Annotated in this window: 23 protein-coding genes and 1 tRNA gene; 2 read left to right on the top strand and 22 right to left on the bottom strand. The window is 31.7% G+C overall.

Features of this window, described 5'->3' with window-relative positions:
• Window positions 1-92: 92 nt before the first annotated feature.
• Complete coding sequence (locus Y592_RS05075; protein WP_075665931.1) at window positions 93-1,766, top strand: S8 family peptidase; 1,674 nt, start codon at window positions 93-95, stop codon at window positions 1,764-1,766.
• A 47-nt stretch (window positions 1,767-1,813) separates the two neighbouring features.
• Here Y592_RS05075 and glpX read toward each other — a convergent pair whose 3' ends face one another.
• From glpX to folP, 3 genes are all read right to left on the bottom strand, one after another.
• Window positions 1,814-2,830 carry a class II fructose-bisphosphatase gene (glpX, locus tag Y592_RS05080; protein WP_075665932.1) on the bottom strand — a complete coding sequence of 339 codons (1,017 nt, stop codon included), beginning with the start codon at window positions 2,828-2,830 and terminating at the stop codon, window positions 1,814-1,816.
• A 115-nt stretch (window positions 2,831-2,945) separates the two neighbouring features.
• Window positions 2,946-3,638, bottom strand: a complete 693-nt coding sequence (locus Y592_RS05085; protein WP_075665933.1) for a pseudouridine synthase — start codon at window positions 3,636-3,638, stop codon at window positions 2,946-2,948.
• Window positions 3,625-4,425, bottom strand: coding sequence for a dihydropteroate synthase (gene folP / locus Y592_RS05090; protein WP_075665934.1), 801 nt, complete (start codon window positions 4,423-4,425; stop codon window positions 3,625-3,627). Before folP ends, Y592_RS05085 begins: the two co-directional genes overlap by 14 nt.
• A gap of 95 nt (window positions 4,426-4,520) precedes the next feature.
• Between folP and Y592_RS05095 the strand changes: the two genes are divergently transcribed.
• Window positions 4,521-5,294 carry an alpha/beta hydrolase gene (locus Y592_RS05095; RefSeq protein WP_075665935.1) on the top strand — a complete coding sequence of 258 codons (774 nt, stop codon included), beginning with the start codon at window positions 4,521-4,523 and terminating at the stop codon, window positions 5,292-5,294.
• A gap of 2 nt (window positions 5,295-5,296) precedes the next feature.
• Here Y592_RS05095 and Y592_RS05100 read toward each other — a convergent pair whose 3' ends face one another.
• The 19 genes from Y592_RS05100 to Y592_RS05190 form a co-directional block, all read right to left on the bottom strand.
• Window positions 5,297-6,649: an MFS transporter gene (locus Y592_RS05100; RefSeq protein ID WP_075665936.1), complete on the bottom strand. Its 1,353-nt coding sequence runs from the start codon at window positions 6,647-6,649 to the stop codon at window positions 5,297-5,299.
• A complete protein-coding gene (locus Y592_RS05105; protein WP_075665937.1) occupies window positions 6,646-7,977 on the bottom strand; it encodes an RtcB family protein in 1,332 nt (443 codons plus the stop codon). Before Y592_RS05105 ends, Y592_RS05100 begins: the two co-directional genes overlap by 4 nt.
• Window positions 7,970-8,635: an ABC transporter ATP-binding protein gene (locus tag Y592_RS05110; RefSeq protein WP_075665938.1), complete on the bottom strand. Its 666-nt coding sequence runs from the start codon at window positions 8,633-8,635 to the stop codon at window positions 7,970-7,972. Before Y592_RS05110 ends, Y592_RS05105 begins: the two co-directional genes overlap by 8 nt.
• Entirely contained in the window at window positions 8,619-9,353 is a 735-nt protein-coding gene (locus Y592_RS05115) for an ABC transporter permease (RefSeq protein WP_075665939.1), read from the bottom strand. The genes Y592_RS05110 and Y592_RS05115 overlap by 17 nt, the downstream gene beginning before the upstream one ends.
• On the bottom strand, window positions 9,350-10,249 hold the full coding sequence (locus tag Y592_RS05120) for an ABC transporter substrate-binding protein (protein ID WP_075665940.1): 900 nt from the start codon (window positions 10,247-10,249) through the stop codon (window positions 9,350-9,352). The genes Y592_RS05115 and Y592_RS05120 overlap by 4 nt, the downstream gene beginning before the upstream one ends.
• A 62-nt stretch (window positions 10,250-10,311) precedes the next feature.
• Window positions 10,312-10,388: transfer RNA gene (locus Y592_RS05125), tRNA-Thr, on the bottom strand.
• A 28-nt stretch (window positions 10,389-10,416) separates the two neighbouring features.
• Window positions 10,417-10,743 carry a DUF1292 domain-containing protein gene (locus Y592_RS05130; RefSeq protein WP_075665941.1) on the bottom strand — a complete coding sequence of 109 codons (327 nt, stop codon included), beginning with the start codon at window positions 10,741-10,743 and terminating at the stop codon, window positions 10,417-10,419.
• Between the two features lie 69 nt (window positions 10,744-10,812).
• On the bottom strand, window positions 10,813-11,979 hold the full coding sequence (locus Y592_RS05135) for a hypothetical protein (protein ID WP_075665942.1): 1,167 nt from the start codon (window positions 11,977-11,979) through the stop codon (window positions 10,813-10,815).
• Between the two features lie 2 nt (window positions 11,980-11,981).
• The gene (locus Y592_RS05140; RefSeq protein WP_075665943.1) at window positions 11,982-14,453 is read right to left on the bottom strand and encodes a hypothetical protein; all 2,472 of its coding nucleotides are present in this window, start codon (window positions 14,451-14,453) and stop codon (window positions 11,982-11,984) included.
• A gap of 19 nt (window positions 14,454-14,472) precedes the next feature.
• Window positions 14,473-15,477: an AI-2E family transporter gene (locus Y592_RS05145; protein ID WP_075665944.1), complete on the bottom strand. Its 1,005-nt coding sequence runs from the start codon at window positions 15,475-15,477 to the stop codon at window positions 14,473-14,475.
• On the bottom strand, window positions 15,467-16,471 hold the full coding sequence (locus Y592_RS05150) for an asparaginase (RefSeq protein ID WP_075665945.1): 1,005 nt from the start codon (window positions 16,469-16,471) through the stop codon (window positions 15,467-15,469). Before Y592_RS05150 ends, Y592_RS05145 begins: the two co-directional genes overlap by 11 nt.
• Window positions 16,468-17,163 (bottom strand): rhomboid family intramembrane serine protease, encoded by a 696-nt coding sequence (locus Y592_RS05155; protein WP_075665946.1) that lies wholly within the window; start codon window positions 17,161-17,163, stop codon window positions 16,468-16,470. Before Y592_RS05155 ends, Y592_RS05150 begins: the two co-directional genes overlap by 4 nt.
• A gap of 123 nt (window positions 17,164-17,286) precedes the next feature.
• Window positions 17,287-17,997: a YdcF family protein gene (locus Y592_RS05160; protein ID WP_075665947.1), complete on the bottom strand. Its 711-nt coding sequence runs from the start codon at window positions 17,995-17,997 to the stop codon at window positions 17,287-17,289.
• A complete protein-coding gene (gene fliJ, locus Y592_RS05165; RefSeq protein WP_075665948.1) occupies window positions 17,994-18,425 on the bottom strand; it encodes a flagellar export protein FliJ in 432 nt (143 codons plus the stop codon). Before fliJ ends, Y592_RS05160 begins: the two co-directional genes overlap by 4 nt.
• Window positions 18,415-19,650, bottom strand: a complete 1,236-nt coding sequence (locus Y592_RS05170) for a PAS domain-containing protein (RefSeq protein ID WP_075665949.1) — start codon at window positions 19,648-19,650, stop codon at window positions 18,415-18,417. The genes fliJ and Y592_RS05170 overlap by 11 nt, the downstream gene beginning before the upstream one ends.
• Complete coding sequence (smc, locus tag Y592_RS05175; RefSeq protein WP_083638865.1) at window positions 19,647-23,111, bottom strand: chromosome segregation protein SMC; 3,465 nt, start codon at window positions 23,109-23,111, stop codon at window positions 19,647-19,649. Before smc ends, Y592_RS05170 begins: the two co-directional genes overlap by 4 nt.
• Complete coding sequence (gene murC, locus Y592_RS05180; RefSeq protein WP_075665950.1) at window positions 23,108-24,406, bottom strand: UDP-N-acetylmuramate--L-alanine ligase; 1,299 nt, start codon at window positions 24,404-24,406, stop codon at window positions 23,108-23,110. Before murC ends, smc begins: the two co-directional genes overlap by 4 nt.
• Entirely contained in the window at window positions 24,403-25,407 is a 1,005-nt protein-coding gene (gene murG, locus Y592_RS05185) for an undecaprenyldiphospho-muramoylpentapeptide beta-N-acetylglucosaminyltransferase (RefSeq protein WP_075665951.1), read from the bottom strand. Before murG ends, murC begins: the two co-directional genes overlap by 4 nt.
• Window positions 25,400-26,356 carry a 2-hydroxyacid dehydrogenase gene (locus tag Y592_RS05190; RefSeq protein ID WP_075665952.1) on the bottom strand — a complete coding sequence of 319 codons (957 nt, stop codon included), beginning with the start codon at window positions 26,354-26,356 and terminating at the stop codon, window positions 25,400-25,402. Before Y592_RS05190 ends, murG begins: the two co-directional genes overlap by 8 nt.
• Window positions 26,357-26,358 lie beyond the last annotated feature (2 nt).

Below are 26,358 nucleotides of genomic sequence, written 5' to 3' on the forward strand. Positions count from 1 at the left end.
ATGTTGGTTTATAAAATAATTTACATTTTTTATTATTCAAATTTTTATGATATTATTTTACACGTCAACTTTTTAAAGGGGGGTATTTTTAGATGAAAAAAGTTTTATGGGTATTGTTAGCTTTGGTTGGATTTTTATTTTTTGGTTGTATGAATTCTGTGGGGAAAAGTATACCTGATCCATTTAGTTATTTGCAGGGAAAGAGATTGGAAGATATTAGCAAGGTATCAGCAAAAGCTACAGGATATGCAACTGTTTACGGTACTGTAAAGCTTCCAGATGGTACCTATGCACCTAATTTTTTGGTTAGTGACAAACTTTTAAAATCAAAAGGTGTGGAGTATGTTGAAGGAGAGTATGTGGTTTATACAGAAGGTAGCCTGAGTATTTTATCCAAAATGGGGATTTCTGTAGAAAGAACTTATGATGTTAGAGAAAATGGAAAACAAGGTCATATTTTGGTGATAAAAGCAGATAAAATGCAGGCAGAAGCGTTAAAGAAAATTTCCGGTGTAAAATATGTAGAGCCCAATTATATTTATAGAGCATACGCCGTTCCAAATGATACGTATTACAGTTATCAGTGGCATTATGATGCGATTAATCTTCCAAAGACTTGGGATGTTATAAAGAGCGCAAATGTGATTGTTGCAGTTGTGGATACAGGTGTAAGTTTTACACATCCAGATTTGCAAGGTATATTTGTACAAGGGTATGATTTTGTGGATAATGACTCTGATCCAACGGATCCTGCACAAGATGTAAGTCATGGTACACATGTTACTGGTACAATTGCCGCTTTGAGTAATAATGGAAAAGGTGTAGCAGGCGTCAATTGGGGAGGATATGGAATTAAGATAATGCCCATAAGGGTATTGGGGGCAGATGGTTCTGGAACTCTTGATGCAGTTGCACAAGGTGTAAGATATGCAGCAGATCACGGTGCAAAGATAATCAATATGAGCCTTGGTGGAGGAGGAGATTCTCAAATTTTGAAAGATGCAATTCAGTATGCGTACAATAAAGGAGTTACAATTATTTGTGCGGCGGGTAATGAAAATGGCCCAGTATCGTATCCGGCAAAATACCCAGAGACAATAGCGGTAAGTGCAGTTAGATATGATCTTCAAAGGGCACCATATTCAAATTACGGTCCAGAAGTTGATGTTGCAGCACCGGGTGGAGATACAAGTGTAGATCAAAACGGTGATGGATATGCAGACGGAGTGTTAAGTACAACTTGGACACCAAACAACGGGGATACGTATATGTTCTTGCAGGGAACATCAATGGCTGCCCCACATGTTGCAGGTGTTGCAGCATTGTTATACGCTTCAGGAAAGACCACACCAGAGGAAATAAGATCAGCATTAAAAAATACGGCAAAGGATTTAGGACCAACTGGTGAGGATGATTACTATGGTGCAGGTTTGGTAGATGCATATGCTGCAATAAATTACAATGGAGGGGAAAGTGCGCCAAATCCGAATCCTCAACCATCTAATATTGAAACAAAAGTTTTTGTGTTGAGGTATGATTTTTGGTCTGGACGATATTATGTGGTAAGTGAAATGGGAAGTGTTTCAAATGGTCAATATACATTAAATTCTGTAACACCAGGATATTATTCATATGTATGTGCATGGAGAGATTACAACAACAACGGAACAATAGATACAGGAGATTACTTTGGATATAAAGGTACATATACATTCTACAGTAATAGATCGTACAGGATAGATCTACAAATGTCCGTAGAACAATAAAAGATGAAACCCCCGGTATATCCGGGGGATTTTTGATTTAATGATAATTATTTTGGTTTTTTACCGTTTATAAATCTTACTTCGCCTTCACTTTTTAGAGGAATTGTTTTGTATTTCAAATTGTGGTGAGAAATTATCTTTCTCAATGTCTTTGTTTTAGAGCGCATTACTATTGATTCTGTTATTGCTACATTTTTTGAATATTTAACCCCTCTTAAAAGATCGCCATCTGTTACGCCTGTTGCCGCAAATATTACATTATCACTTTTTATTAAATCATCTGTTTTATACACTTTGTCAAGGTCATAGCCTTTTTCTGTTAATTCATTTCTTTCTTTTTCGTCTATTGGCCAAAGTTTTATTTGAATTTCTCCACCCAAGGACTTTAATGCAGCCGCCGCTAGAATGGCTTCAGGTGATCCTCCTATTCCAATATATATATCCACATAACTTTCTGGGAGTGCAGTTGCAATAGCCGCTGCGATATCTCCGTCGCTTATTAGTTTTATTCTAGCGCCTACTTTTCTTACTTCTTCAATTATTTCTCTATGTCTATCTCTGTTTAATATTACAACTGTAAGTTCGGAAATATCTATGTTTAAAATAGCCGCAGCGACCCTTAAATTTTCACGTATAGATGCGTTTATATCTAACTTTCCTGCAAGTTCTGGCCCGACGGCAAGTTTGTAAGAGTAAAACGTTGGCAGGTATTCAATTGCTCCCCTATCTGTTGCAGCCATAACACTTATTGCGTTTGGAAGTCCGTATGCAACTAACCTTGTTCCATCGACAGGATCAACAGCTATATCGAGCTCTGGTGTATTCTCTTCCCAATTTCCCACTTGCTCTCCTATGTATAACATGGGTGCCTTGTCTTTTTCTCCTTCGCCAATAACCACGACACCTTGCATATCTATGTAATCTAACATTCCTCTCATTGCATCACTAGCCATTTTGTCCACCATTTCTTTATTTCCTCTACCTAAGTACCTGCTAGACATTAGTGCGGCTGCTTCTGTTACCCTTACCAACTCCAGTGTTATTTCCTTGGAAAGTCCCGACATTTTTACACCCCCACGTGTTTTATTTACAGGATAATTATAGCATTGCGTAAATGAAAAGTAAAATATTGTATACATATGGTTAATTATGTTTTTTTCAAATTTTTTTTTATAACCATTATTCAAGAGCTTTCATAGCTGTTTTGTAATCTATTTCGATCCAATCACCTTTTTTTAAGTTAAAATCATATAGATTTAGACTTCCTATTCTTATTCGTTCTATTTTGTTGTAAAAAAGACCTAAAGATTTTAGTAGTAATTTTACTTCATGATATTTACCCTCTGTAATTATTATAGATATTAAATTATCATTTATCTTTTTTATTATTGCAGGTTTAAAAGATCTGCCGTTTTTCAAGGTAATACCTTTTTTTGCTTTTTTGATCATATCAACTGTGAGTATACCATTGATTTCCACAAGGTATTCTTTTTCTACGTTATATTTTGGTGAAATTACTTTGTGTGTAAATTCACCATCATTTGTTATTAATAGTAATCCTTCTACATCTTTATCAAGTCTTCCTGCAATGTGAAGATTTTCAATATAGGGATGTGTGATAAATTCAAATACGTTTCTTTCGTATTCGGATTTACTTGAAGTATATCCAGATGGTTTGTTAAATATTATATAAACTTTGTGGTATGGAGTTATTGTTTGGTCATTTACTTTTATTATATCGTTGTAATTTACCTTAAATTCTGGATTTTTGATTATTATTCCATTTACGGAAACTATTCCTGCTTTAATAATTTTTTTTACGTCTTTTCTAGAACCAACTTTTGCATTTGCCAAAAACTTATCTAGACGCATTTTTAATCGCCTCAATTACTTTTAGTACTCTATAATTTTCTTTTACATCGTGAACCCTTATTATCTCAACACCTTTTAGTGCACAATATGCCGTGATTGCAAGAGTACCTTCTAAGCGTTCTTCAACCGGAAGATCAAGAATCATTCCTATCATGGATTTTCTACTTGCACCGATTAATAAAGGAAAGCCAAGTTTTTTAAATTCATCTAGATGTTTTAAAATTAGAAGATTGTCTATAAGTCTTTTGCCAAAGCCAATACCTGGATCAATTATAATTTTTTGTATACCACGTTTTTGGGCGAATTTTATTCTTTCTTCAAAAAAAGAGTAAATTTCTTTTATGGTATCTTTGTAATATGGATTTTTCTGCATATTTTTGGGAGTACCTTTCATGTGCATTAGTATTACTGGACAGTTATATTTTTTTACAACACTAGCCATGTTTTCGTCAAATCTAAGTGCACTTATATCGTTTACTATGTCGGCACCAACCTTAAGACTCTCTTCTGCAACTTTTGATTTGTAGGTGTCAACTGAAACAACTATATCAAAATTTCTCTTTATAAGTTCGATAGCTGGAACAACTCTATTTAGTTCTTCTTCTTCGGATACTTCTTCTGCACCGGGTCTTGTGCTTTCACCACCTACATCGATTATTTTTGCCCCATTTTTGATCATATTATCCACTGTTTCTAGTAGTTTATCCTTGTTTATCCGACTTTTTGGGTAAAAAGAATCTGGTGTTACATTGATTATTCCCATGATTTTGGTATCATTAAAATTCATTTTATCCCCTCCTTTTCTAATTTAATTATATAGAAAAATATTAATTGGTAAAGAATTATTTTGGGTTATAATATGATAAAGAAGGAGGGGGTTATATGAGTTTATTTGATCTTGGTGATATTAAAACAGTTAAAATTTCACAACCGATATTTTTGAAAGGGAACAACGAAAAAGGTATTTTGTTAATACATGGATTTACAGGAAGCCCACATGATATGACGTATCTTGCAAAGAGTTTGAATGAGGAAGGTTATACTGTTATGGTGCCACGTCTTCCTGGACATGGTACATCTTCTTTAGACTTTTTAGAAAGTAATTGGAGAGATTGGCTTAGAAGGTCTTTAGACAGTTACTTTGATTTAGCTGGTTTGTGTAAAGATGTGTATGTAGCAGGACTTTCCATGGGAGGAGTGTTAACTTTAGTTTTAGCAAGTATAGTTAATCCAAGAAAAGTTATTTCTATTGCAGGTGCTATTTTTACCACGGAAAAAAGAATAGCTTTAACACCTATAATTTCACTCTTTACAAAAAAAGTTAAGAAAGAAGGGTACGGTGAAAAGTATGATAACGAGGATTTGAAATATTTGTCTAAGGAGTACTGGTCGTATAATTGGCCACTTCAAGCAAAACACTTGTATAAATTGATGAAAATAGCAAGGAAAAGATTGAAATTTATAAAATCGGATATACTTATACTGGCATCGGAAAAAGATCAAGTAGTACCTTTGAAGGCAGCTCATTATATCTACAAAAACGTTTCATCAGAACGGAGAAAATTAGAAGTATTTAAAGAATCAGGACATGTGATGACGAATGATATTGAAAAGGAAAAGGTTGCCGAAACGATAATAAACTGGTTAAAAGAGTAGTGTTACCACCATCTGTTTATACGTTTCTTTTCTATTTTTAATTTTTTTAGCATAAATGCACTTTCTATCTTTGCATTTTCGTATATTCTTTGAGTAGGTCTTCTTGCTATTATGTTGAGTACGTTAAACATAAATATAGTAGGTGAAACATATTTTCGTGTTCTTATAGTTGCAAATATAAATATAGCTATCATTCTTAGTATTCCTTCTATGACAAAGTATATCTGAATACCAAATATGTGATAATTATTTATGTAAAAATTGTATTGGTTAAATATTGATGCAAAGTATCCGCCAAGTATAGAACCAATAAGTCCACCAAGTCCCCCGAAAAAACCAAAAACGGCAAAGTACATGGGGGACATTCTTTTTGCCGCTTCCATTGGTAAAATTAACAGTGATATATTTATAGCTGCCCATCCAACACCTGATATTATTGCATCAAGGGTCATTGCAAAAGGCCAATGTTGTTCGTTCATTAATATCCAGATAATAGGAGTAACAGAGACAAACGAAAGCCCTAAAATCATAACGGTTTTATTCCCGTATTTATCACTTATCTTTCCCCAAACAAAGTAAAAAATCATGGAAATTAGAGTCATTGCAATGGTTGCATAACTTATGTAAGTCATGGATATTTTTAGATTTTTTAATTGGTGGTATGAGAAAAAGGGAGCGGTTAGTAAAAGGATAAAATTCCAGTACATGTTTGCAAAAGAAAGTTTCATAAAGTTTTTTTCTTTAAAAACTTCTTTTATTTCACTTAAAGTTCCCAAACTTTTTACAGGGGGGTCATCTACGGGAATTAAGGATAAAAGTGCAAGTAGATTTCCTATTAGAGTAATTAAAATAACGTATACAAAATTAAAAGGAGCAGATACGTTGTCTATTATGTATGAAAAAACGTAAAATATTATAAGTGTAGAAAAAGATATTAAAACACTCCTAATACCAAAATAATTCCCCCTTTTATTTGATGGGATTATATCTGAAACAAGCGAAGACCACGTGTTTCCCGCAAGGGATGTAAAAGCTTGAGAAATTGCAAAAATTGTTATTAATATTAAAGGGGATTTGCTATTTGTTAATACTGAAATTAGTACAACAATCCATAAAAATTTAAAGGAGTTGAAGACTGCAAGTAATTTTTTTCTGTATTTAAATTTTTCTATTATATATGGCGTTACTATTTGTAGTAGTTGGAAGACCATGGGAAAAGCAGCTGTAATCCCAAGTAGAATTTCGTTAAATTTGAAATACAAAGCAAGTGCTGTAAATACAACACCTTGGGTAAGTAAAAAATAAAAGTTTGAAAATATACCTTCTAAAATTAAAAATTTTTCGTTTTTATTCAACCTTTTATAACCCCCAAAGGTACTAATTTGGCTACTTTTTTGGAAAGTCTTAATTTGTCCACTATTTCCACTACTTTATCTATATCTTTGTAAGCATTTGGTGCTTCTTCTATTATAGTTCTTTTGGATTTACTTTTTAATATTATACCCTTTCTTTCAAGATTTGAAAGTATATCGTTTAGTTTTAATTTTTTTAAGGCTTGTCTTCTGCCAAGAATTCTTCCTGCTCCATGTGCAGTAGAAGAAAATGCAAAGTTTTCGTTTGTTCCTACTAAGATATACGAGGAGGTTCCCATATCACCAGGGATTATAACTGGTTGACCTATGTCTTTGTATTTTTCAGGTAGTTCTTTTTGACCAGGGCCAAGAGCCCTAGTTGCTCCCTTTCTATGGACTATAACTTTTTGACCATCGTGAATTTCAACTTTTGCTATATTGTGTACTACATCATATACCAGATATAGTTTTGAAATATCAGAAAAAGCCTTTCGAACAAGATGTGTGATTATTTGTCTGTTTGAGAATGCAAAATTTGCGGCACAGTTCATTGCAGAATAATACTTTTGACCAATTTCACTTTTAAATTGAGCATAGACAAGTTGTTTATCTGGAAGATCGATATTTAAATTTCTCATTAGTTTAATGTAATCCGTTGCAACTTGATGACCAAATCCCCTACTTCCCGTATGGATCATTACAGTGATTTGTCCTTCAAAAAGTCCTAATACATTTGCTATTTTTTTATCGTATATTTCTTCTACTTTTTGAATTTCGATAAAATGATTTCCAGCGCCTAAAGTACCTAACTCTTCTTTGCCTCTTTTGTAGGCAGTGTCTGATACGTCTAACATATTTGCGGGTAATAATGTGCCGTTGTTTTCTATAAAATTTAAGTCTTCTTCATAACCAAAACCTAGTTCGATAACTGCTTTTGTGCCATTTTCTATTATTTTTTTAAAGAGTTTTTTTTCAAATTTTTTTGAAGTTGAACCAAGTCCTACGGGTACTAATTTGTATATCTTTTCTAAAACTTTTTGTATGTGTTTTGAAATTTCCTTGTATGTAACTTCACTTTTTAATAGTCTAACGCCACAATTTATATCAAACCCCACACCTCCGGGGCTTATAATTTCTGAAAATGCCGCAACACCACCAATTGGAAATCCATATCCCCAATGTATGTCGGGCATTGCATATGCAGCTTTCACTATACTTGGTAAAGATGCAACATTTTTGAGTTGTTCAATAGCTTCAGATATGTCATTTAAACTATCTGTAAGCACAAAGGCATCGACTTTCATCTTTCCGCTCTTTTTTATCCTATACATATTTATCACCCCAAAGTTTTATTACTTCTTTTTCCAAAAAAAATTCATTAATTTCGTTTGTAATGAATTCTTTTATTATCTTTGCCGGTCTGTTTGATAAGATTAAAATTCTATCTGAAAGTGAAATAGCCTCTTTTATGTCGTGGGTTACAAGTATAGTGGTTATCTTTCTATTTTTTATTTGTGCGTTAATATCATTTATCAACTTCCACTTTATATGTATATCAAGCGAAGAAAAAGGTTCATCTAAGAGTAGAATTTCTGGTTCTACAATTAGTGCGCGTGCAAGATTTATTCTTTGATTCATTCCACCACTTAACTTTGCCGGGTAGTAATCTTTGAATTGAAATAAATCAAGTGAAATTAGAACTTCCTTTATCTTTCGGTCATCTTTTCCCACAAATTTAAGATTTTCATATACCGTTTTCCAGGGAATTAACCTCGGTTCTTGAAATATGTATCCTATTTTTTTAAAGCTTTTTTTTACTTTTCCACTGTATTTTTCAAGACCTGCTATAATCCTTAGTAGTGTGGTTTTACCACATCCCGAAGGACCTAAAAAGGTGATTTTTCCTCCTCTTTTAATTTTAAATTCGATGTTTTCTAAAACTTTTAGACTTCCAAAACTTTTATTTAGGTTTTCAATCTTTAATATCATATAATATCACCTTTTTAGTTAGGAATTTAATAGCTCTTTCGGTTGATATTCCAAGTATTACGGCTATTATAGTCAGAGCATAAACTTTTGGAATGTTTACATATTGTCTTGCCCATGATATTTGTACACCTATTCCTTCTTTTCCAGCAAGGTATTCTGAAACTATTATAACCTTCCATAAGTTACCAGAAACTACTTCAAGTGCGCTTAATAAAAATGGAATAACGGAGCCAAAGTATATATCTTTTATAATTTTTTTCTTTGAGACATTATATATTTGAGCCATTTCCAATAATTTTTTATCTGTGTTTCTCACACCGTGTGCAACTGAAAAAGTAACGTTAGGTATGAGGGATAACACGGTGATGATTATTGGTCCTGTAATACCAATTCCCCATATAAATATTACAAGCACTAACCAAGATATTATTGGTACAGATTGAGATATTGTAAATATAGGTCTTAGTAACTCAAAGCATTTTTCACATATCCCCATTACAAAACCGAATATAAAACCCAATAATAATGTAAAAAAAAGTGCAATAAATCCTTTTAATAGTGTAGAATATATGGAATTCCAAATGCTTTTAGAAAATATAAGTGTAATAAAAATCCTCCCTACTTCCAATGGAGTAGGGAGTATTAAAGATGAGTTTATAACCAAGGCTAAAAAATACCAAATAATCAAGAACAAAACAAGTCCATATGCAAATTTCATTTTAGATAAAATCCTTCGTCTGGAATTTTCGGTATCCCCTCTTTATAAAGGTTATGCATCGTTTCGAGAAATTTTGAGACTTCATCTTTGCAATCAGACACGTATTTAAATTGTGTTCTTTCAAGTGATTTTTTGAGAATGGGTTTTGGAATTGGTAAATACTTGCTTGTAATTTCAAGACTTTCATCTACATGAGTATTTGCGTATGAAACACTTTCTTTGAATATTTTTTCCACTTCAAGTATGGTATTTTTGTACTTTGAAATATCACCTATTACGAAAAGTCCTGCAATTGGAATACCAAGTTTTGAATTCGATATTTTATTCCATTCTTCTTGAAAATCTAAAACAATCTTTCCTTTTGACAGACACATTGTGACAAAAGGTTCAGGAAGAGCAGCAAAGCTTATTTTTCCAGAGTTAAATAGTGCAACGATTTCTTGTGGTGGAGCATATGCAAATTTTACATCTTTGTCGGGAATAAGTCCTTCTTTTGTTAAGAGATACCTCAAAAGCACATCTACAGTTTGTCCTCTTCCGTGAGCAGAGTACACTGTTTTTCCTTTTAGAGATTTTAGACCTTTAAAATCTGTGTTTGATACAAGGTAAAATACCTTCCATTCGTGTACCCCAACTAGTTTTATGTCTATACCTTTGGTATAAAGGTTTGCCGCAGTGGTAATGGGTAATACGACAAATTTTGCGTACTTTGTGGCAACCTTTGCAATAACGTCATCTAGATTTTTCCAAAATTCAACCGTTAAGTCTACATTCCCAGTTACGTTTTTATTTAATATTGGTGCAACTGGAAATATAGTTGGACCAAACGGATTTAACAGTGTAAGTGGAAATTGGAGAACAGCAAGTAATAATAGAAAAACAATTAATTTTTTCATATTTATCACCTCCAATATAAATTATACCACAACAAAAAGGGACCTCCTACGAGGTCCCTCTCTGGAGCAGGCGGTGGGACTCGAACCCACACCCTCCTCCTTACCAAGGAGGCGCTCCACCTCTTGAAGCTACGCCTGCAACCAGGAATATTTTAACAAATTAGGTTTTAGTTGTCAATATTTTCGTCTTCATCAAGGATTTCAAAGTCTCCTAAATCTTCCCACATCTTTGCAACTTCGTTAAATTCGTTTTCATCTTCGATTGTATCAAGAAAAATATTTCCTTCTTCATCCGTAGATTTTTTGAATATGTATAGTTCTCCAAAATCTGTTATTTCTTCCCCTTCAACGAATATTTCTTCACATACCCAATATTGATTATTTTCCCTTTCAAGTTCTCCTAACAATACAAAGTTGTGTTCTTTTCCTTCTTCGTCAAATAACGTAAAAGCCTCGAGGTGTTCATGTTCATGTTCATGATTATGATCGTGCATAACTTTCAACTCTCCCTTTATAAGATTAACTAAGACAAGTATACCATATTTGCCATTTTTGTATAGTACTTAAATTCCAAAGCCAAAGTTTACACTTATTCCAAAAGATGCATCGTCAAATGGAGAAAAAGTGTGTGAAATGGATTTTACATTTATATTTGTGTAAAATACGCGTAGATCTGTTTTGAAACCAAAGTTGTGAACGAATAATCCGTTTGAATTTAAATAATCTAGAGAATAGTATGGTGTGAAAAATAGAAGATTTGTATATCCAAAAACTCCTATGTCCCAACTATCTTTTTTGCCTATTGTATATTTTCCTCTTGCACCTAATTTTAAGAAGAAAATAGAAGTTTTGTAATATGCGGTTATTTCAGGTGTTTTTGAAACTTCCATATAGTCTCCTTGGAAATTTGTAAGTGTTGCATCAGGACCGCTTACATCTGCTGTAATGTCTGTTCCTTGCGCGCTATATGAAAAATCAAATCCCAAATCAAGTGTAGATTTGTACGTTGCAACAGATGGTTTAATTTGGATGTTGTTTATTGCAATTCCAAAACTATCTGTTGAAATTCCAAAAGAGAAAGCCATTCCAAGATTTTCTCCTTTTATTTCATAAGAATCGTTATCTAATGGGAAAGAAGAGTAAATATCTGCTTTTTCCGATAAATGTAGATTAGCCATTGCAGGTGATGCAGAAGAAGTATAGGTAAATTCCAAATATTGGTTTTCACCAGAGTATAAAATTGGCAGGAATACATAAGGGGCAATAAAAAATTTACCCAAATTTAATACAACACCTGTATCGAAAAATACATTTGCATCTATAAATTTTTCTGATATGTTATACTCAGTACCTATTGTAATTGGATCTATTAAAAAGTCCTTTATTTGATCTGATATTTTTAAATCAATATTTCCATTAAGATAAATATATGGACTTATTGCAAAATTCCCCAATTTTAAGGTTCCAAAACCAGAGGCATTCAATATCGTATTTAAAGATAATTTGTTTATGTTATTTAAATTAATCGTACCAGTTTCAAGGAAAACATTTAGATCCTCTGCAGAAAATATGTCCTGGTTTAAGAGAAAATTTCCTGAAAAATTAACGCCTAAGAGGAAAAATCCTTCACTTAATACTAACCCTTGGTTTGTGTAAAGTCCAAAGGGAGTTAATGGATTTGAAAATGAAATTAAACTTAATAAAAGTATAAATAAGACTATTTTCCTCATTATTATTCCCTCCCTTCAAAAGATACTTTAGTAGCAACAGTTAAATCAATGATTATATATGGGGATATATCGATAATTCCGTTTTTGTTTATTTGTATGTACTCATCTTTTGGAAGTAGTATGGAAATCGTAGATGGTTCCAGTAAATTAACGAAATCTTCGTGGGTAAAGGAGATAACAGGTGTACTTTCTCCTATTGTAATTTCTTTATTGAGTATTTTTAACTTTGCAGTCAATCCCGTTGTATTTTTCCATTGGTTAAATGTAAGTGTTGCTGTATCTAGAATATCAACTAAATCTCTAAGATCGGATATATCAAAATTTTCCTCTAATATTGGTGTGTCTACTAATGGAGTACCGGATAATTGTAAATTCATTATTGCATCAAATCCAAAAACGGAGTTTTGATTTAAAATACCGTTATCTGTAGTAAGCGATGCAGATATAGTAATTGGTGAAGCATTTTTGATTAAATTACTTAAAATAGGACCTATATCAACTCCTTCGCCAAGTTGCAATTTTACTAAATTTCCAGAGACTAGCAATGATACGGTAGCATCAATAGTTGTGTCAGTTGCTTTAAATTCAATGGGCATTGATATGTCTGATTCAAGGTTTTTAATAAGTTCTAATTCTTTATTTGTCGAGAAGTCTAAAAGAGTGGTTTCGGGTAGTACTTCTATTTCTTGATTTTTAATACTGAAATTATCCAGTTCAAATTTTGGTATACTTACGGAAATATCTATACCATAACTTTCATTTTTCTTTATGTTTGTGATTATGGGATTACCTGTTGCATCCACCGTTATAGAAATATTGTTAAGCGTTGAGAAATCAATTGTTTGGGTGGTATTGGAAATAGTTGTAGTACCGCTGTTTGAGATGTATATATCTTTATTTTCAAAGAAGTTAGATTGTATTTTTAGCATTAAGTCTGATACATTAGTTGCATTGTAATCAAATTGGATTAAAATCGTGGCATCAACGGTATTTAGATAATCTTTAAGCTGTTGTGGGATTTCATATGATATTTCTTTGTAAGCAGAAGTTAAAAGTGAATTTGAAATCTTTGCTTTTCTTATTTCAAAATCATCTGAGAGCGAAGTCTTAATGTTAATAACGTTGTTATCAACATTTCCTGAGATGTAATTTAAATTGAATGTTGCCGGCAAGCAAATATTTGAAAGGTCAATAGCAAGGGAATTATTAATACTTGTTATATTGTGGGTGCTAGTACCATCGGTTATCAAACCTGTTGCATCAACTGATGAAAGCCCCAAGAATTCTATATAAAGTGTTCCCGTGCCAATTTCACTTTCCAATATTTCGGATGGCAAAGAGATATATTGTTCAAGATTGACAGGGTAGTTGTATATACTCTCTATTGCGATGTTTGGAATCACGTTGTAGCTAATAGGTTGTGTTAAGTCAATATCTACGTTATTTCCATATAGTGTAAGTGTTGCATCAATGTTTAATGGAGTTTTTGCATCAATTATTTTTGTGTTATCAAATGTGAGAGGATTTCCTTGAGCAACTATGGTGGAACCAGATTTTACTACTATTTCTTTGTCTATATTTAAGTTGGTTGCGTCAAATGAAAAAGATGTATCTAAAGTTCCAGAAAGTTTTAACATCCACGAATTTTGATCATCAATGATGATTGGAGAGAGACTTGGATTAATATTTACGTTTTCAATATTTAATCCAGTACCTTTGTTTATTTTTACTGATAATAGTTTAGTGTTAATATTTACATTTCCAGAATTTGTGCCTGTGTATGTTGCAACTAGTGTTATTTTATCTCCGTTTCTAACTGTTAGATTTGATATAATGTCGTTATTTGTGTACTTTGTGCCATTTATTATAATTTCCAATTCTACTTTTGACGGATCTACTTCAGATGATGTTTTATTAATAGAAAGGATACTTTCATATATGTTTATAGAGCTAAATTTATCCGTAGAAAAAGAAATTTCTACTGTGGCGTTTGGATAAGCAGGGTCCACGTAGATTGATGTAGAAAACAGAGTAATGTCCCCTATATTTATTGAAGTGAGATTAAAATTGTCTGAAGAATCTTGTATTGTGGGAAGTTGAATTTCTTGTTGAGTATTTAGTGCTGCTATATTATCTATGGAAAAGGAAAAGCTAAGAGAAGTTGCAACATCGGATAAAGATTTTGTTATATTTTGACTTATTTCATCAATCATCTTTCCGGGAGAAAATTCGATAGATGTTGCATAAGTGAGTGTTATTGGTTTTTCCTTTGATATATAAAATCCTGTTTCATTAAGCTTGTCAAGTAGTGGATCTATTAATTTTGGAATAGAGAAGTTCATTGTGGTTATTGGAAATTCCACATGTTTTGTTAATTTAATAGATAGGGTGTTTGGTAATTTTTTGGGAACTATTCCGCACGACCAAAAAACAAATAATAAGGCTATAATGGCTATAAAAATTATCTTTTTCATGTATTTCACCTCCAAAAGGTTAAGTTTCAAATTTGGGTTTTACAAATTCATCCCAGTAAGCAACTATGAATATCAAAAGTGGTACTGCAAAAAATGTGCCTACTAATCCAAATATCTGGTTTACTATTATTATTGATATGATCATAAGTACAGGGTTTAGGTTTAAATGCATTTTCATAACGTTTACAAATATTACGAATAATCCCAAGTGTATAGCGATAACGAAGATATTTACTATGATAAATCCTTTTAATCCTAATGTTAAAGAAAATAGAAAAACGGGAATGTATTCAAAGAAAACTCCAACGATGGGTATCAAATTTGTTATTCCCGCCCAAAAAGAGAGAATAACTGCAGTGTCTTTGAAATAAAAACTTGATAATAGATAAAAAGCAACTGCTGTAATAACTGCGTTTATTATTACAACATCCACAAAACTAGACAAAGCACTGTATACTTTTTCAAAGAACTTTTCAATTTGTGGTCTTATTTTTTTGGGGAATAAATTTGGCAGTGATTTTTTTAGCCAAGAAGAATACAAAAGTGTGTAAATTGTTAAGAGAATAGAATAGAATATGGTTACAAAAAACGAAGGAGTTCCTTTTGCAATGTTGTCAAGCATATAATTTGTGAGATCGTTTAATTTAGGTTGCAACCACTTCATCAAATTATTTACACCAGATAGTAATTCTGGATTTTTTTCAAGATAAGTTTTCCATGACTGATTTTCAAAGACATAATTGATAGTTGAGACGAAACTTCCAAATTGTTCAGTGGCAGCTGGGATTATTAATATTATACCATAAATTATCAAAAAAAAGTAAATAACAAGTCCTACAATTATAGCGGATTTTGTTTTTAACTTTAAAATCTTCAATAATTTTGTTATTAAATTTACAATTAAAACGGAAATTAACGTGAAAACAAAAACATTTAAAACTGTGTTGAATATTATACATGTGATTAGAAAAAGTAGTGCATATGCACTTACATAAATTGCAGCTAAGTTTCTTTTATCCCTCATATAGGATTGGCCTCCTTGATATATTTGGTTCAAAATAACGTCTAATTTCATCTAGTTTTCTTGTTTTTCCCATTACTACCATTAATTTTATTTTTGCTTTTTGACCTATTGGATGTTCACTCATTATCGCACCTTTTTTTCTAAGATCAGCACCTCCTCCGTGGTATGCGTATACTGGATATATTCTTCCTTTAAAACACCTAGAAGTAATAACCACTGGGATTCCTTCTTCTACAATATCCTCTACAACATTTGCAACAGAGGGGGGAACATTTCCCCTTCCAAAGCCTTCTAGTACTATTCCTTTGTACCCTATTTCCTTTGCGTATTTCAGTAATTTTCCATCATCTCCTGTAAATGTTTTTATTAATGCGACCCTTTCTTCTATTTTATCGACTAATATCTTTTCTCTTGTGAGTGATTTTCTGAAAAAAATAACATTATCTTCATCAACAATTCCAAGTGGACCATATCCAGGTGAGTCAAAAGTTGCAACATTACTTGTATACGTTTTTGTTACTTCTCTTGCTGCGTGTATTTCATCGTTTAAACAAACCATTACGCCCATTTCAGACGCCTGTGGAGATAGAACAGTTAATACTGATGAATAGACATTTCTTGGTCCATCAGTGCCCAGTTCTCCTATGTTTCGCATAGCAGCTGTACAAACAACGGGTTTTTCACTTTTTAATGTAAGATCTAGTAAATATGAGGTTTCTTCTAGGGTGTCTGTGCCATGCGTTACAACTACACCAATAACGTTGTCATCTTTAAGTATTTCGTCTATTTTTTGTGATAAAGACCACATATCTGAGGGTTTCATATGAGGACTTGGAATATTTGAAAATTCTATTAAATCTATTTTTATTCCAACTTTTTTAAGTAATGGTATCTCACTTATTAATAAATTCCCCTTTTCGTATGGAATTACCCCTTGATCTCCTTTTACCATAGCAATAGTACCACCAGTGGTGATTATTACGATTCTTTTCATAGATAATACCTCCTTTTTACTCTGTTTCCAACAATCATTCCAAAGATAAATCCCCCCGCATGTGCCCAATACGCTACTCCTGATCCAGTTATATTGGATATTGTTCCGTTTAGTATTTGTAATACGAACCATATGAAGAGGTATATTACAGCTGGAATTTCAACTAAAAATGGTATGAACCAGATAATTAATGTTACAATTCTTGAATACCAAAATTGTACAAAATAAGCCCCCATTACAGCAGAAATTGCACCAGAGGCACCTACTAATGGGTATGGTGAGAAAAAGTTAAACATCCAATGAAAGAACAAAGCAAAAAGACCACCAAATATGTAGAAAAAAAGAAAATTAAAATGTCCAATTTTATCTTCTACGTTATCACCAAAGATCCACAAAAACCACATATTCCCCAATATGTGAGACCAACCACCATGAATAAACATATGTGAAAGAAAGGGAACAAACGGATTGGAGTAAATAACAGGAAATATCTCTTTCCAAATCATGGAATATTTGTAATTGAACTTCCAGGTGTATCTGAGTGGAACTATACCGTAGTTGAAAAAAAATTCCTGGAGCTGAAAGTTATTTAGTGTTAATTCGTATATAAATATCAAAACGTTGATGAAAATAATGGAATAAGTTATTACTGGCTTTTTTTTACTTGGTATAGTATCGTAAAGTGGAAACATACTCTCCCTCCTTATGGAATGCCATTTAACCTTATGTATAGAAGTTGCCAAATTTTTGCAAGGATAAAACTACAAAAAAGAAAAACTAAAAGCACAATTAAAGCTAAATTTCCCCTTTTCAAATTATCCCCCCTTAAGTATGCCAAAAAACTCGTGTGTAATTTGCGAAAAGGTATAAAGTGCTTGAGGGGATGGAAGATAATCTAAGAAATTATTTCTAAAATCTATTGGATAGTCGCATACAACTGGGATTATATTTTTTTTTGTGTATTTTTCAAACAACATTTTGGCCCTTTTCATATGAATATACGATGTTACAAGTATTATATTTTCTTCTTTTACAATTTTAGCCACATTTTTGGCATTTTCTTTTGTTGTTCTTGATTTGTTTTCAACTAAGATATCATTTTCTGGGACCCCCAATGTAATTAGAAATTTTTTCATAAGGTCTGCTTCTGTTGTTCCTTTACCTATAACCCCGCCTGTTAGTATTATTTTTTTGTGTAAATTTTTGTAAACTTCAAACCCCTTAAATAATCTTTTTTGTGTATGCGATCCCAATTCTACGTGGTTTGAGTAATTTGTTATTCCACCTCCTAAGATTACAATGGTTCCAGTTTTTGGAATGGGAACTTCTTTAACGTAGAAGAGCTTAGAAACAATATAATTAAAGGCTGAAGTTGAAATGATATAGAGAAATATTGAAAGAATAATAAAAAATCGCCACATTTGGCGTCTTTTAAAAAGAAAATATAAAGAAAAGAGCACAAAAAATAATATTAAAATTCCTGGAAATTGTACAAAACTGCCGATCATTTTATACAAATAAATCATCTTTTTCCTCCGAAAAAGAATTTTCTTTCTGCTATTTCATCCATATTTTTGTTTTCCTTTCGTTGCTGCTCCAATTTGTTTTTTAATTCAAATCTTTCTTTTAATTTTTCAAATGACATTTTTTCCTTCCTTTTTTCAAGGTATTCCATAAGGATTTTTTCTTCAATGCCTTTTAATTGTTCCAATTTTTGGTACAATGCTTTTAAATGTCTTTCTCCATTTTTTTTGATCTCTAGGATCATTTGAAGGTAGGTACCTTGAATTTTTTTTCCTAAAATTTCGTCATTTAATTGTGAAATATATTTTTTATTTTTCTCTATTTCTTCTTTTAAATTGTCAATATCTTTTCTTATCTTAAATAACTGTTGTTTTTTTAATTCCTCTTCTTTTTTTGCAATATCGAGGAGTTTTTGTAGTCTAAATTTCATAGTCTTCTAAGAAATTTGTAAGGATTTTTACGTATAACTCCAGTATTTTTCTGCTTTCGTCTGAAAAGTTTATTCCGGAAAAATTATCGATGGATATACTGCCAACAACTTTTCCCCCTATCTTAAAGACACCTAACAATGGTCTAAATTTTTCATCAAACATGCCATACTTTTTAAACGTTTCTGCTAGTGGGCTTGTTTTTACAAGGCTTTTTGCGTCATCTATTTCAAATACGGTATAGCCTTTTTCTATATTTTCTTCTATCTTTTGTCCATAAGCGGTTTTTTCAGGTGGAAATTCAAGCATTTCTGCATTTTCATATCCAACTTCCGCAACGCATTTGTACTTGTTGTCTTTGATCAGCCAAATTGTTCCTTTTTCCGCCTCTGGAATGATTTCTACTATATCTTTTAATACTTTTTTAAGAAATGAATTAATTTCGATTTTTTTCCATGAAACTACTGCATCGACCATCTTTTCAAGTGTAAAATAATATCTTTTCTTCTTTGATTCATTTTCGATTTTTTCCAGCACATTTTCGATTTTTGGTAAAACAAGAGGAACAATGTAGTTTACAAATTTAAAGTAATTTGGCAAGCTTCTAATTACTAACTTGTATTCAAATAAAGGAATGACTATGTATTTTTCACCACTTACGCTGAATTCTTTTATACCTTCTTTTTGCATAGCTTTAAGACAAACTTTTTCTGGAAGATAAGTTTTTAGTATTTCATTTCCTTTTAATAGGGCATAATCACCTATTTTAATTTTTTCGTATAGTTTTTCCGAAAATAATTCAATAAAAAAGTCTTTACTATCTAAATTTGATAGTAATAATTCCCTTATTATTTCCGATATTTTTAAGTTTGTAGCAAGTATTAAATCGTTAAAATATTTCTGTGTTTCATCAAATTCAATGCCTGCGACACCATAAGTACCATCGCCTAATCTAATGGGTATTACAGTTACCTTGAAGTATTTACCGTTGTATTCTTTTTCGTACTCCTGTTTTTTCTTGGTTTTCATAACAGATTCTTCAATTTTTAGAGTTAGTGAATCATTAAAGATTTTTTCGTCGGTTTTTCCAACCACTTTCCTATCGTCCAAACCATATGTTTTTTTCCATTCTCTGTTTATCCAAATATATTTGTGTTTGTTGTCTTTTATAAAAGCTGGGGATGGTAATCTTTCGAAAAATTGTTGTAGGTAAAATAGATGTCTCATACTACCTCCTCCATTCTCACAGGTACTACTGTTGAGATATCATCTGCTTTTGTAATTCCCACCATTATATCAGCCGCCTCCATAACAATTTTTTTATGAGTTATTATTATTATCTGTGCATTAGAATTTTTAAGCAGTAACTTAAATCTTTCTGCGTTAAATTCGTCAAGTGGTGCATCTGGCTCATCAAGGACATAGAAAGCACTTGGTTGGGCTTGTAGTAATGACATAAGTAGCGCAAGACCTACAAGAGCTTTTTCCCCTCCAGACAAAAGTTGTAATTTTTGAACGCGGCCATCTCCCTTTGAAATAACAATTTCTATACCGCTTTCCAGAACATTATCTTTATCAAGGAGTCTTATATCACCTTTTCCGCTAAAGAATAGTTCTTTAATGTAATTTTTAAAAGTTTTCTTTATGGTGTTGAAGGTATTCATAAATATTTGCGTTGCCTCTTTATCTGTTGTTTCTATTAATTCTATTATTTTTTTTCTTGCATCTTCCAAATCTTTTTTTTGTTTTTCAAGAGATTCAAGTTTTTTTGAAACTTCAATGTATTCTTCTTCTGCCTCAAAGTCTACAGGTCCGATGTATTTTAGTTTAGTCTCAATATCTTCCATTTCATTTTTTAAGGTTTCTAATTCTTCTTTTGAAATTTTCACGCTTTTTTTGTACTTTTCATCTATGTTTTCTATTTTCATCTTTATCTTTTGAATTTCAAGTTCTGTTGAATGGATTGTTTCCCTTAGTTTTTCTATTTCGTTTCTTTCTTTTTCCATTGTGTCTTCCAAATTTTCAAGTTCTTTTAATTTGTCTTTTTTTCCACTTTTGTCTTTGCTCATGTTTTTAAAGAGTGTTTCCGTTTCTTCTTTTAATGTTTTTAATTCTTCATCTATTTCTTTAATTGATAGTTTTAGTTTTTCCATTTTTTCTTTAAAGGAATGTGTTTCGTTTAATATTGATGAAGTCTCTATTTCAATTTCATCTTTTCTTTTTAAAAGTCTTTTAAGTTCACCATCGTATTGTATTTTTCTCTCTCTTAGACCCATTAAATCAGATTGTAGTTCCATATACTTTTCATTGATTTCTTCGATTTTTTCTTTATCACTGTACATTTCTTTATTTGAGTTATCTATATCTACTTTTAATTGTTTAGTTACGTCTTTCGAATTTTCCATTTCTATACTTATTATTTTTAATCTTTCATTAATTCCAGTTAATCTTAAAGTGGAATCTTTAAGTAATTTTTCCAGATTTGTTATCTCTTTATTCAATTCATTTTGAGATTTTACCAGTTCTTGTAGCATTCGTTTTGCAGAAGAACTTTTGCTGTTTATTTCTAGAAACTCCGAATTAATTACTTCATTGTACTTGTTTAGTTCATTTATTTCTTCTTTTAAGTGGGAAATTTGTTTGCTTGTCTTTTCTTCTATTTTCAATATGTTGTCTAATTCTTCTTTTAAATCTTCAAGTAATTTTTTTCGTAGAAGTGGTGAAATATGTTCTGATTTCCCGCCGGTCATAGTTCCGGAATTGCTTATTAATTCACCATCTAAGGTTGCAATTCTGAAATCAAATTTTTTCTTTATTTCTACAGCCGTGTCTATGTTGTTAACGATTATATCGTTACCAAATAGAAAATTTAAGAGTTTTTCCTCTTTGTTGATTTTAAGTTTTACAATATTTTTTGCAAAATTTATAGCTTTTTTCGGCAGAGTAGTAGTTTTTGTATGTACTTTTATAAGGTCAAGTGGAATTATTGTAATTCTACCTATTTTTTCTTTTTTAGCAAATTGAAGAATTTTTTTTGCGACCTCGGAATCTTTGACCACTATGTGTTGTAATCTTCCCCCTAATAGTGCTTCGATTGCTTCAACGTATTTTTTGTCGACTTCTATAATGTTTGCAACGACATCGATAATTCCGGGAAATTGCTTTTTATTTTCAAATATTCGTTTTATAGCATGTGAATATCCTTGGTACTCTGAAAGTTGTCTTTTTATAATTAAAATTTCCGATTGTAATTCTTTTTTTCTTCTTATTAGTTTTTCTAGATTTTCCTTTAAAAGTTCCCTTTCTTGGGAAATGGATGTTCTTTTTTCTCTAATTTCATTTATTTCTTCTAGGAGTTGTTGAGTTTTTGAATCATATTTTTCGGCATTTTCAGTTAATTCTTGTATTTCAGCATCCAAATCTTTTTTTCTTTCGTATTTTATTTCAAGTTGCTCTTTTATCATGGAAATTCTCTCTTTTAATTCTTTTGAAGATGAAAGGAGTGATTTTTGTTCATTTTCCAATTTGTTGATATGTTTTTCCATCTCGTCGTATTCATTCTTTTTTTTCAGATATTCCATCTCTTTTGCCGAATATTTTGAAAGGAGTGAATTTCTTTCTTCTTCTATTTTTGAAAGTTTTTTCTCTTTTTCAGATATTTCACCTTTTAGAGAATCAAAAATAAGCGTAATTTCTTGCTCTCTGTCTTTAATTCTTTGTAATTCTTCCTTTAGTGAATCTATTTTTGACATTTTTTCCACATACGAGCTTTTTAAATCGTTTAGTCTATTTGTATAAGCATTTTTCAATTCAAGTAACTGATTTTGGCGGGTTTTTTGAGTTTCAAGCAATGATGTAAAATCTTCCATTTTTTTGTTTAAGTCATTGAATTCTTCTCTTAAAATATTCCATTTACTTTCAATTTCTGCGAGGTTTTTAATTTTTTCTTTTAACAAATCTTTGTATTTCGCGTGCTGACTTGTTAAAGAATTTAGTTTGAGTTTTTCAAAGTAATAAATTCCACCAAAATACCTTTCTTTCAACTGTTCTAATTTTTGTGAGTATTCTCTGTATTTTTCCGCTTTTTTTACTTTTATATATAGTCCTTTTTTGTTTTTTTCTATTTCATATATGACGTCTTTTAGCCTTTCGATGTTTGCCTCAGTACCGGCAAGTTTGGAGAGCGCTTCTTTCTTTTTTTCTATGTATATGGTTGTTCCAGCGGCATCTTCAAATAATTTTTTAAGCTCATCAGGACTGGACATGGCTATTTTATCTATTTTGCCCTGACCTATTATGGATACCATGCCGTTTGCCCCAAACAAATTTGTAATGTCTTTAAGTCTTGCTTTCTCGCCGTTTATAAAATATGTATTTTCGCCTGATGTGTTTAGTTCTCTTGCTATCTTATATTCCACGTTGTTAAAATCAAAGGTTAGTTCAACGTATGCGCTTTTGGATGCAGAATATTTTTTACTACCTTTAAATATAACATCAAATTTTTCTGAAGCACGTAAGTTTTTCAAAGAGTGTTCTCCTAAAACCCATTGGATAGCCTCAACAATATTTGATTTTCCGGAACCATTTGGTCCAACTATGGCTGTAATATTTGGAGATATGGGAATTTTTGTAGGTTTCCCAAAGGATTTGAAACCTTTTAGAAAAATCTCCTTCAAAACAATGCTCAAACTTTGAGCCCTCCTATTTTTTTTCTGAATTTTTGAGAAACTTTAATAATATCACCAGCACCGGCAAAGATATACACGTTGTTTGGTTCAATTTCAATATTTAATATATCTTCTTTATTTTGTACAAAGGTTGCACCAATTTCCTCTGCAATAACCTCTGCGCTTATTTTTTCACTGTGTTCAAATGCACTGTATACTTCTGTTATGTATGTTCTATCCGCTATAGAAAGTGCTTTTGCAAATTCTTTCCATTCTCTTTTTAAGCGCGAAAATCTATGTGGTTGAAAAATTATGTTAATTTTTTTCCCTTTAAATACTTCTTTTGCCGTCAATATTAGACTTTTTATTTCAATAGGTGTATGTGAATAGTCATCCACGACAGTTATCTTTTCGTTGTTAAATGAAATTTGAAACCTTCTTCCAGGTAATACGAAATCTTTGAATGCGTCTAATACCGCATCTTTTTCATATCCCATTTCAAAACACAAAGCAATTACAGATAATGCGTTTAGCGCGTTGTGCAGACCTGGAACGTTTAAAACGAATTTTTTAGTTTTGTGTGGAGTTGAGATCTCAATTTTTTGTCTAAACCCCATTTTTTCTATGGACAAAATTTTGTAATCTGCATTCTCAAGACCAAATGTTTTTGCATTTCTAATTAAATTATTTTCAGAGTTTGATATACATATTTTAGCATTTTTACATGATTTTTCAAAACAGTTGTTATAATGTTGCAAATTTCTAAAATTTTCTATGTGATCATATCTTATATTGGTTATAATCAAGAAGTCCGGGCTATAATTTTCAAATCCAGGTTGACTTTCGTCCATCTCAAATACGGAAATATTTCCACCTTTCCTATAGTTTTTATATTCAAGCATAGGATGGGTAGAACCTAAAAATACTGTAGGGTTTTTCCCTAGTTTTAGAAGAACATGTGCCATCATTGAGGTAGTTGTGGTTTTTCCGTCTGTACCTGTTATACCTATCTTTTCATAGGGTTTTAATATTTTGATATGGTGTTCTAACCTTGAAAGTATGGGAATATTTTTTTCCCTTGCTTTATTAATTTCTGGATTTGTGTCTGGGACTGCAGGAGTTCTAACTATTAAGTCGGCATTATCTATATTTTCGGGAAGGTGTTTTTTAAAAACTCTTATTCCTACATTTTCCAGATATTTGGTTCTTTCCGTGGAATAGGGATCTGTTCCAGAAACATCATTTCCCAAAAGGTGTTCGTGTATTGCTTGGGCGCTCATACCAATTCCACCGATACCTAAAAAGTGAATTTTCATTTTAACACCTCTTTTACTATTTCTTTTGCAATAATTTTTGCAGGATTTTCAAGCTTTTTGAAGTTTCTTGTTTTGTTTGAAAGTACAATTAGTTTATTTATTACATCTTCTAAATCCAAATTTTTTTCCCTTATTACAAATCCCAAGTTATTTTTTTCAATTTCTTTTGCATTTTCTAATTGATGAGATTCAGTGGCACCTTCCCACGGAATAACAATTGATGGAACTTGAAAATACAAAAGTTCACTAATTGTTGTGGCACCCGCCCTTGTAATTGCACAATTTACCGCTTTGTAGTAATCTGCCATATTTTCTATATATTTTTTAATTTCTATGTTTTCCTCACTACAGTAAAGTTCTTTTCCTCCGGAAGATAGTATAAAGTGAAAATCTTTCATTTTTTTTGAAAGATCGCATGTGAGTTTATTTAAAAATTCACTTCCACCACTTCCGCCAACAACTAATATGGTTTTTTTATCGAGTCTGATCTTTTTATTTTCATTTATAAATATGGGGTTTCCACTTACGATGACTTTTCTTTTAAAATACTTTTTGGAACTTTTAAATGACACAAATACTTTATCTGCAACTTTTGAAAGTCTTAAATTTGTAAGTCCTGGTATTACGTTTTGCTCGTGTATGAATAATGGAATTCTCAATTTTTTTGCGATAATTCCAACGGGATAACTAATGTATCCACCTGTAACAAAAACTATGTCTGGTTTGAAATCTTTTAGAGTTTTTTTTACTGTTTTTTGTGCATTTATTATTTTTAATATTCTTGATATATTTGCAAAAGAATAAATTGGTCTTACAAGGCCTTTTACATCCAACGATACAGTTTTATAAGTGTATTTTTTTAGTACTTTTTCCTCCAACTTCCCTTTAACGGTGAAGTACAATACGTCAATGGTTGTAATTTTTTGAAGTTCAGAGAGTACAGCAAGAGCTGGATAAAGGTGTCCTCCTGTTACCCCACCTGCTACTGCTATTTTAATCATTTTTCCACACCAAATTCTTTGGTATTCTTCCCTCAAGTGCATCTATTACATTTTCCGCAACCATTATAGCCATTTTTTCCCTTGTCTGGAATGTGGCAGAACCAATATGTGGTAAAAGTACAACGTTGTTGAGTTTTTCAAGCCCTTTTGTGATTTTTGGTTCGTTTTCATAAACATCGAAACCTGCACCTGCTATTTTCCCATCTTTTAATAGGTCATATAACACTTTTTCATCTACAATAGGGCCTCGTGCCGTATTAACTATTATTGCTGTAGGCTTTAGGAGTGAAAGTTTTTCACTATCAAGGAGATGATATGTTTCTTTGGTTAAAGGAGCATTTATAGATATAAAATCACTTTCTTTTAAAAGTGTTTCAAGATCCACGTATTTTGCGTTGTATTTATAATCATCTTCTACCTTTTTTCTGTTATGGTAAATCACATTCATTCCAAAGCCCAAAGCTCTTCTGGCAACGGCTTTTCCTATTCTTCCCATTCCTATTATTCCAAGTGTTTTTCCATATATTTCATATCCCAAGAAAAGATGTGGTTTCCAACCTTCAAATTTTCCTTCTCTTACAAATTTATCAGCTGGTATTATTTTTCTTGCGACTGCTAGTATTAAAGCCCATGCTATATCAGCTGTTGCCTCTGTCAATACATCAGGGGTATTTGTAACAAAGATACCTTTTTCTTTTGCGTATTCTACATCAATATTGTTGTATCCAACTGCGTAATTTGCTATAATTTTTAGTTTTTTTCCTGCGTCTATAAATTCTCTATCTATTGGATCTCTTAGTTGTGTAATTACGGCGTCGGCATCTTTTACCCTTTCTAGCATTTCACCTTTTGTCAAAAAGTTTTTACCTTCGTAAACATCTACATGAAATTTTTCTTTTAATAGTTTAATTCCCTTTTCTGGAATTTTATAAGTTATGAAAACCTTCATTT

Origin of the sequence: Thermosipho sp. 1070 (assembly GCF_001682135.1) — a bacterium.
In the GTDB taxonomy this organism is placed as follows: domain Bacteria; phylum Thermotogota; class Thermotogae; order Thermotogales; family Fervidobacteriaceae; genus Thermosipho; species Thermosipho affectus.

Excerpts from the sequence above, each read along its gene's own strand:
- Y592_RS05075 (WP_075665931.1), top strand. The coding sequence starts at position 93 with ATGAAAAAAGTTTTATGGGTATTGTTAGCTTTGGTTGGATTTTTATTT.
- glpX (WP_075665932.1), bottom strand. The coding sequence starts at position 2,830 with ATGTCGGGACTTTCCAAGGAAATAACACTGGAGTTGGTAAGGGTAACA.
- Y592_RS05085 (WP_075665933.1), bottom strand. The coding sequence starts at position 3,638 with ATGCGTCTAGATAAGTTTTTGGCAAATGCAAAAGTTGGTTCTAGAAAA.
- folP (WP_075665934.1), bottom strand. The coding sequence starts at position 4,425 with ATGAATTTTAATGATACCAAAATCATGGGAATAATCAATGTAACACCA.
- Y592_RS05095 (WP_075665935.1), top strand. The coding sequence starts at position 4,521 with ATGAGTTTATTTGATCTTGGTGATATTAAAACAGTTAAAATTTCACAA.
- Y592_RS05105 (WP_075665937.1), bottom strand. The coding sequence starts at position 7,977 with ATGTATAGGATAAAAAAGAGCGGAAAGATGAAAGTCGATGCCTTTGTG.
- Y592_RS05110 (WP_075665938.1), bottom strand. The coding sequence starts at position 8,635 with ATGATATTAAAGATTGAAAACCTAAATAAAAGTTTTGGAAGTCTAAAA.
- Y592_RS05115 (WP_075665939.1), bottom strand. The coding sequence starts at position 9,353 with ATGAAATTTGCATATGGACTTGTTTTGTTCTTGATTATTTGGTATTTT.
- Y592_RS05120 (WP_075665940.1), bottom strand. The coding sequence starts at position 10,249 with ATGAAAAAATTAATTGTTTTTCTATTATTACTTGCTGTTCTCCAATTT.
- Y592_RS05130 (WP_075665941.1), bottom strand. The coding sequence starts at position 10,743 with ATGCACGATCATAATCATGAACATGAACATGAACACCTCGAGGCTTTT.
- Y592_RS05135 (WP_075665942.1), bottom strand. The coding sequence starts at position 11,979 with ATGAGGAAAATAGTCTTATTTATACTTTTATTAAGTTTAATTTCATTT.
- Y592_RS05140 (WP_075665943.1), bottom strand. The coding sequence starts at position 14,453 with ATGAAAAAGATAATTTTTATAGCCATTATAGCCTTATTATTTGTTTTT.
- Y592_RS05145 (WP_075665944.1), bottom strand. The coding sequence starts at position 15,477 with ATGAGGGATAAAAGAAACTTAGCTGCAATTTATGTAAGTGCATATGCA.
- Y592_RS05150 (WP_075665945.1), bottom strand. The coding sequence starts at position 16,471 with ATGAAAAGAATCGTAATAATCACCACTGGTGGTACTATTGCTATGGTA.
- Y592_RS05155 (WP_075665946.1), bottom strand. The coding sequence starts at position 17,163 with ATGTTTCCACTTTACGATACTATACCAAGTAAAAAAAAGCCAGTAATA.
- Y592_RS05160 (WP_075665947.1), bottom strand. The coding sequence starts at position 17,997 with ATGATTTATTTGTATAAAATGATCGGCAGTTTTGTACAATTTCCAGGA.
- fliJ (WP_075665948.1), bottom strand. The coding sequence starts at position 18,425 with ATGAAATTTAGACTACAAAAACTCCTCGATATTGCAAAAAAAGAAGAG.
- Y592_RS05170 (WP_075665949.1), bottom strand. The coding sequence starts at position 19,650 with ATGAGACATCTATTTTACCTACAACAATTTTTCGAAAGATTACCATCC.
- murC (WP_075665950.1), bottom strand. The coding sequence starts at position 24,406 with ATGAAAATTCACTTTTTAGGTATCGGTGGAATTGGTATGAGCGCCCAA.
- murG (WP_075665951.1), bottom strand. The coding sequence starts at position 25,407 with ATGATTAAAATAGCAGTAGCAGGTGGGGTAACAGGAGGACACCTTTAT.
- Y592_RS05190 (WP_075665952.1), bottom strand. The coding sequence starts at position 26,356 with ATGAAGGTTTTCATAACTTATAAAATTCCAGAAAAGGGAATTAAACTA.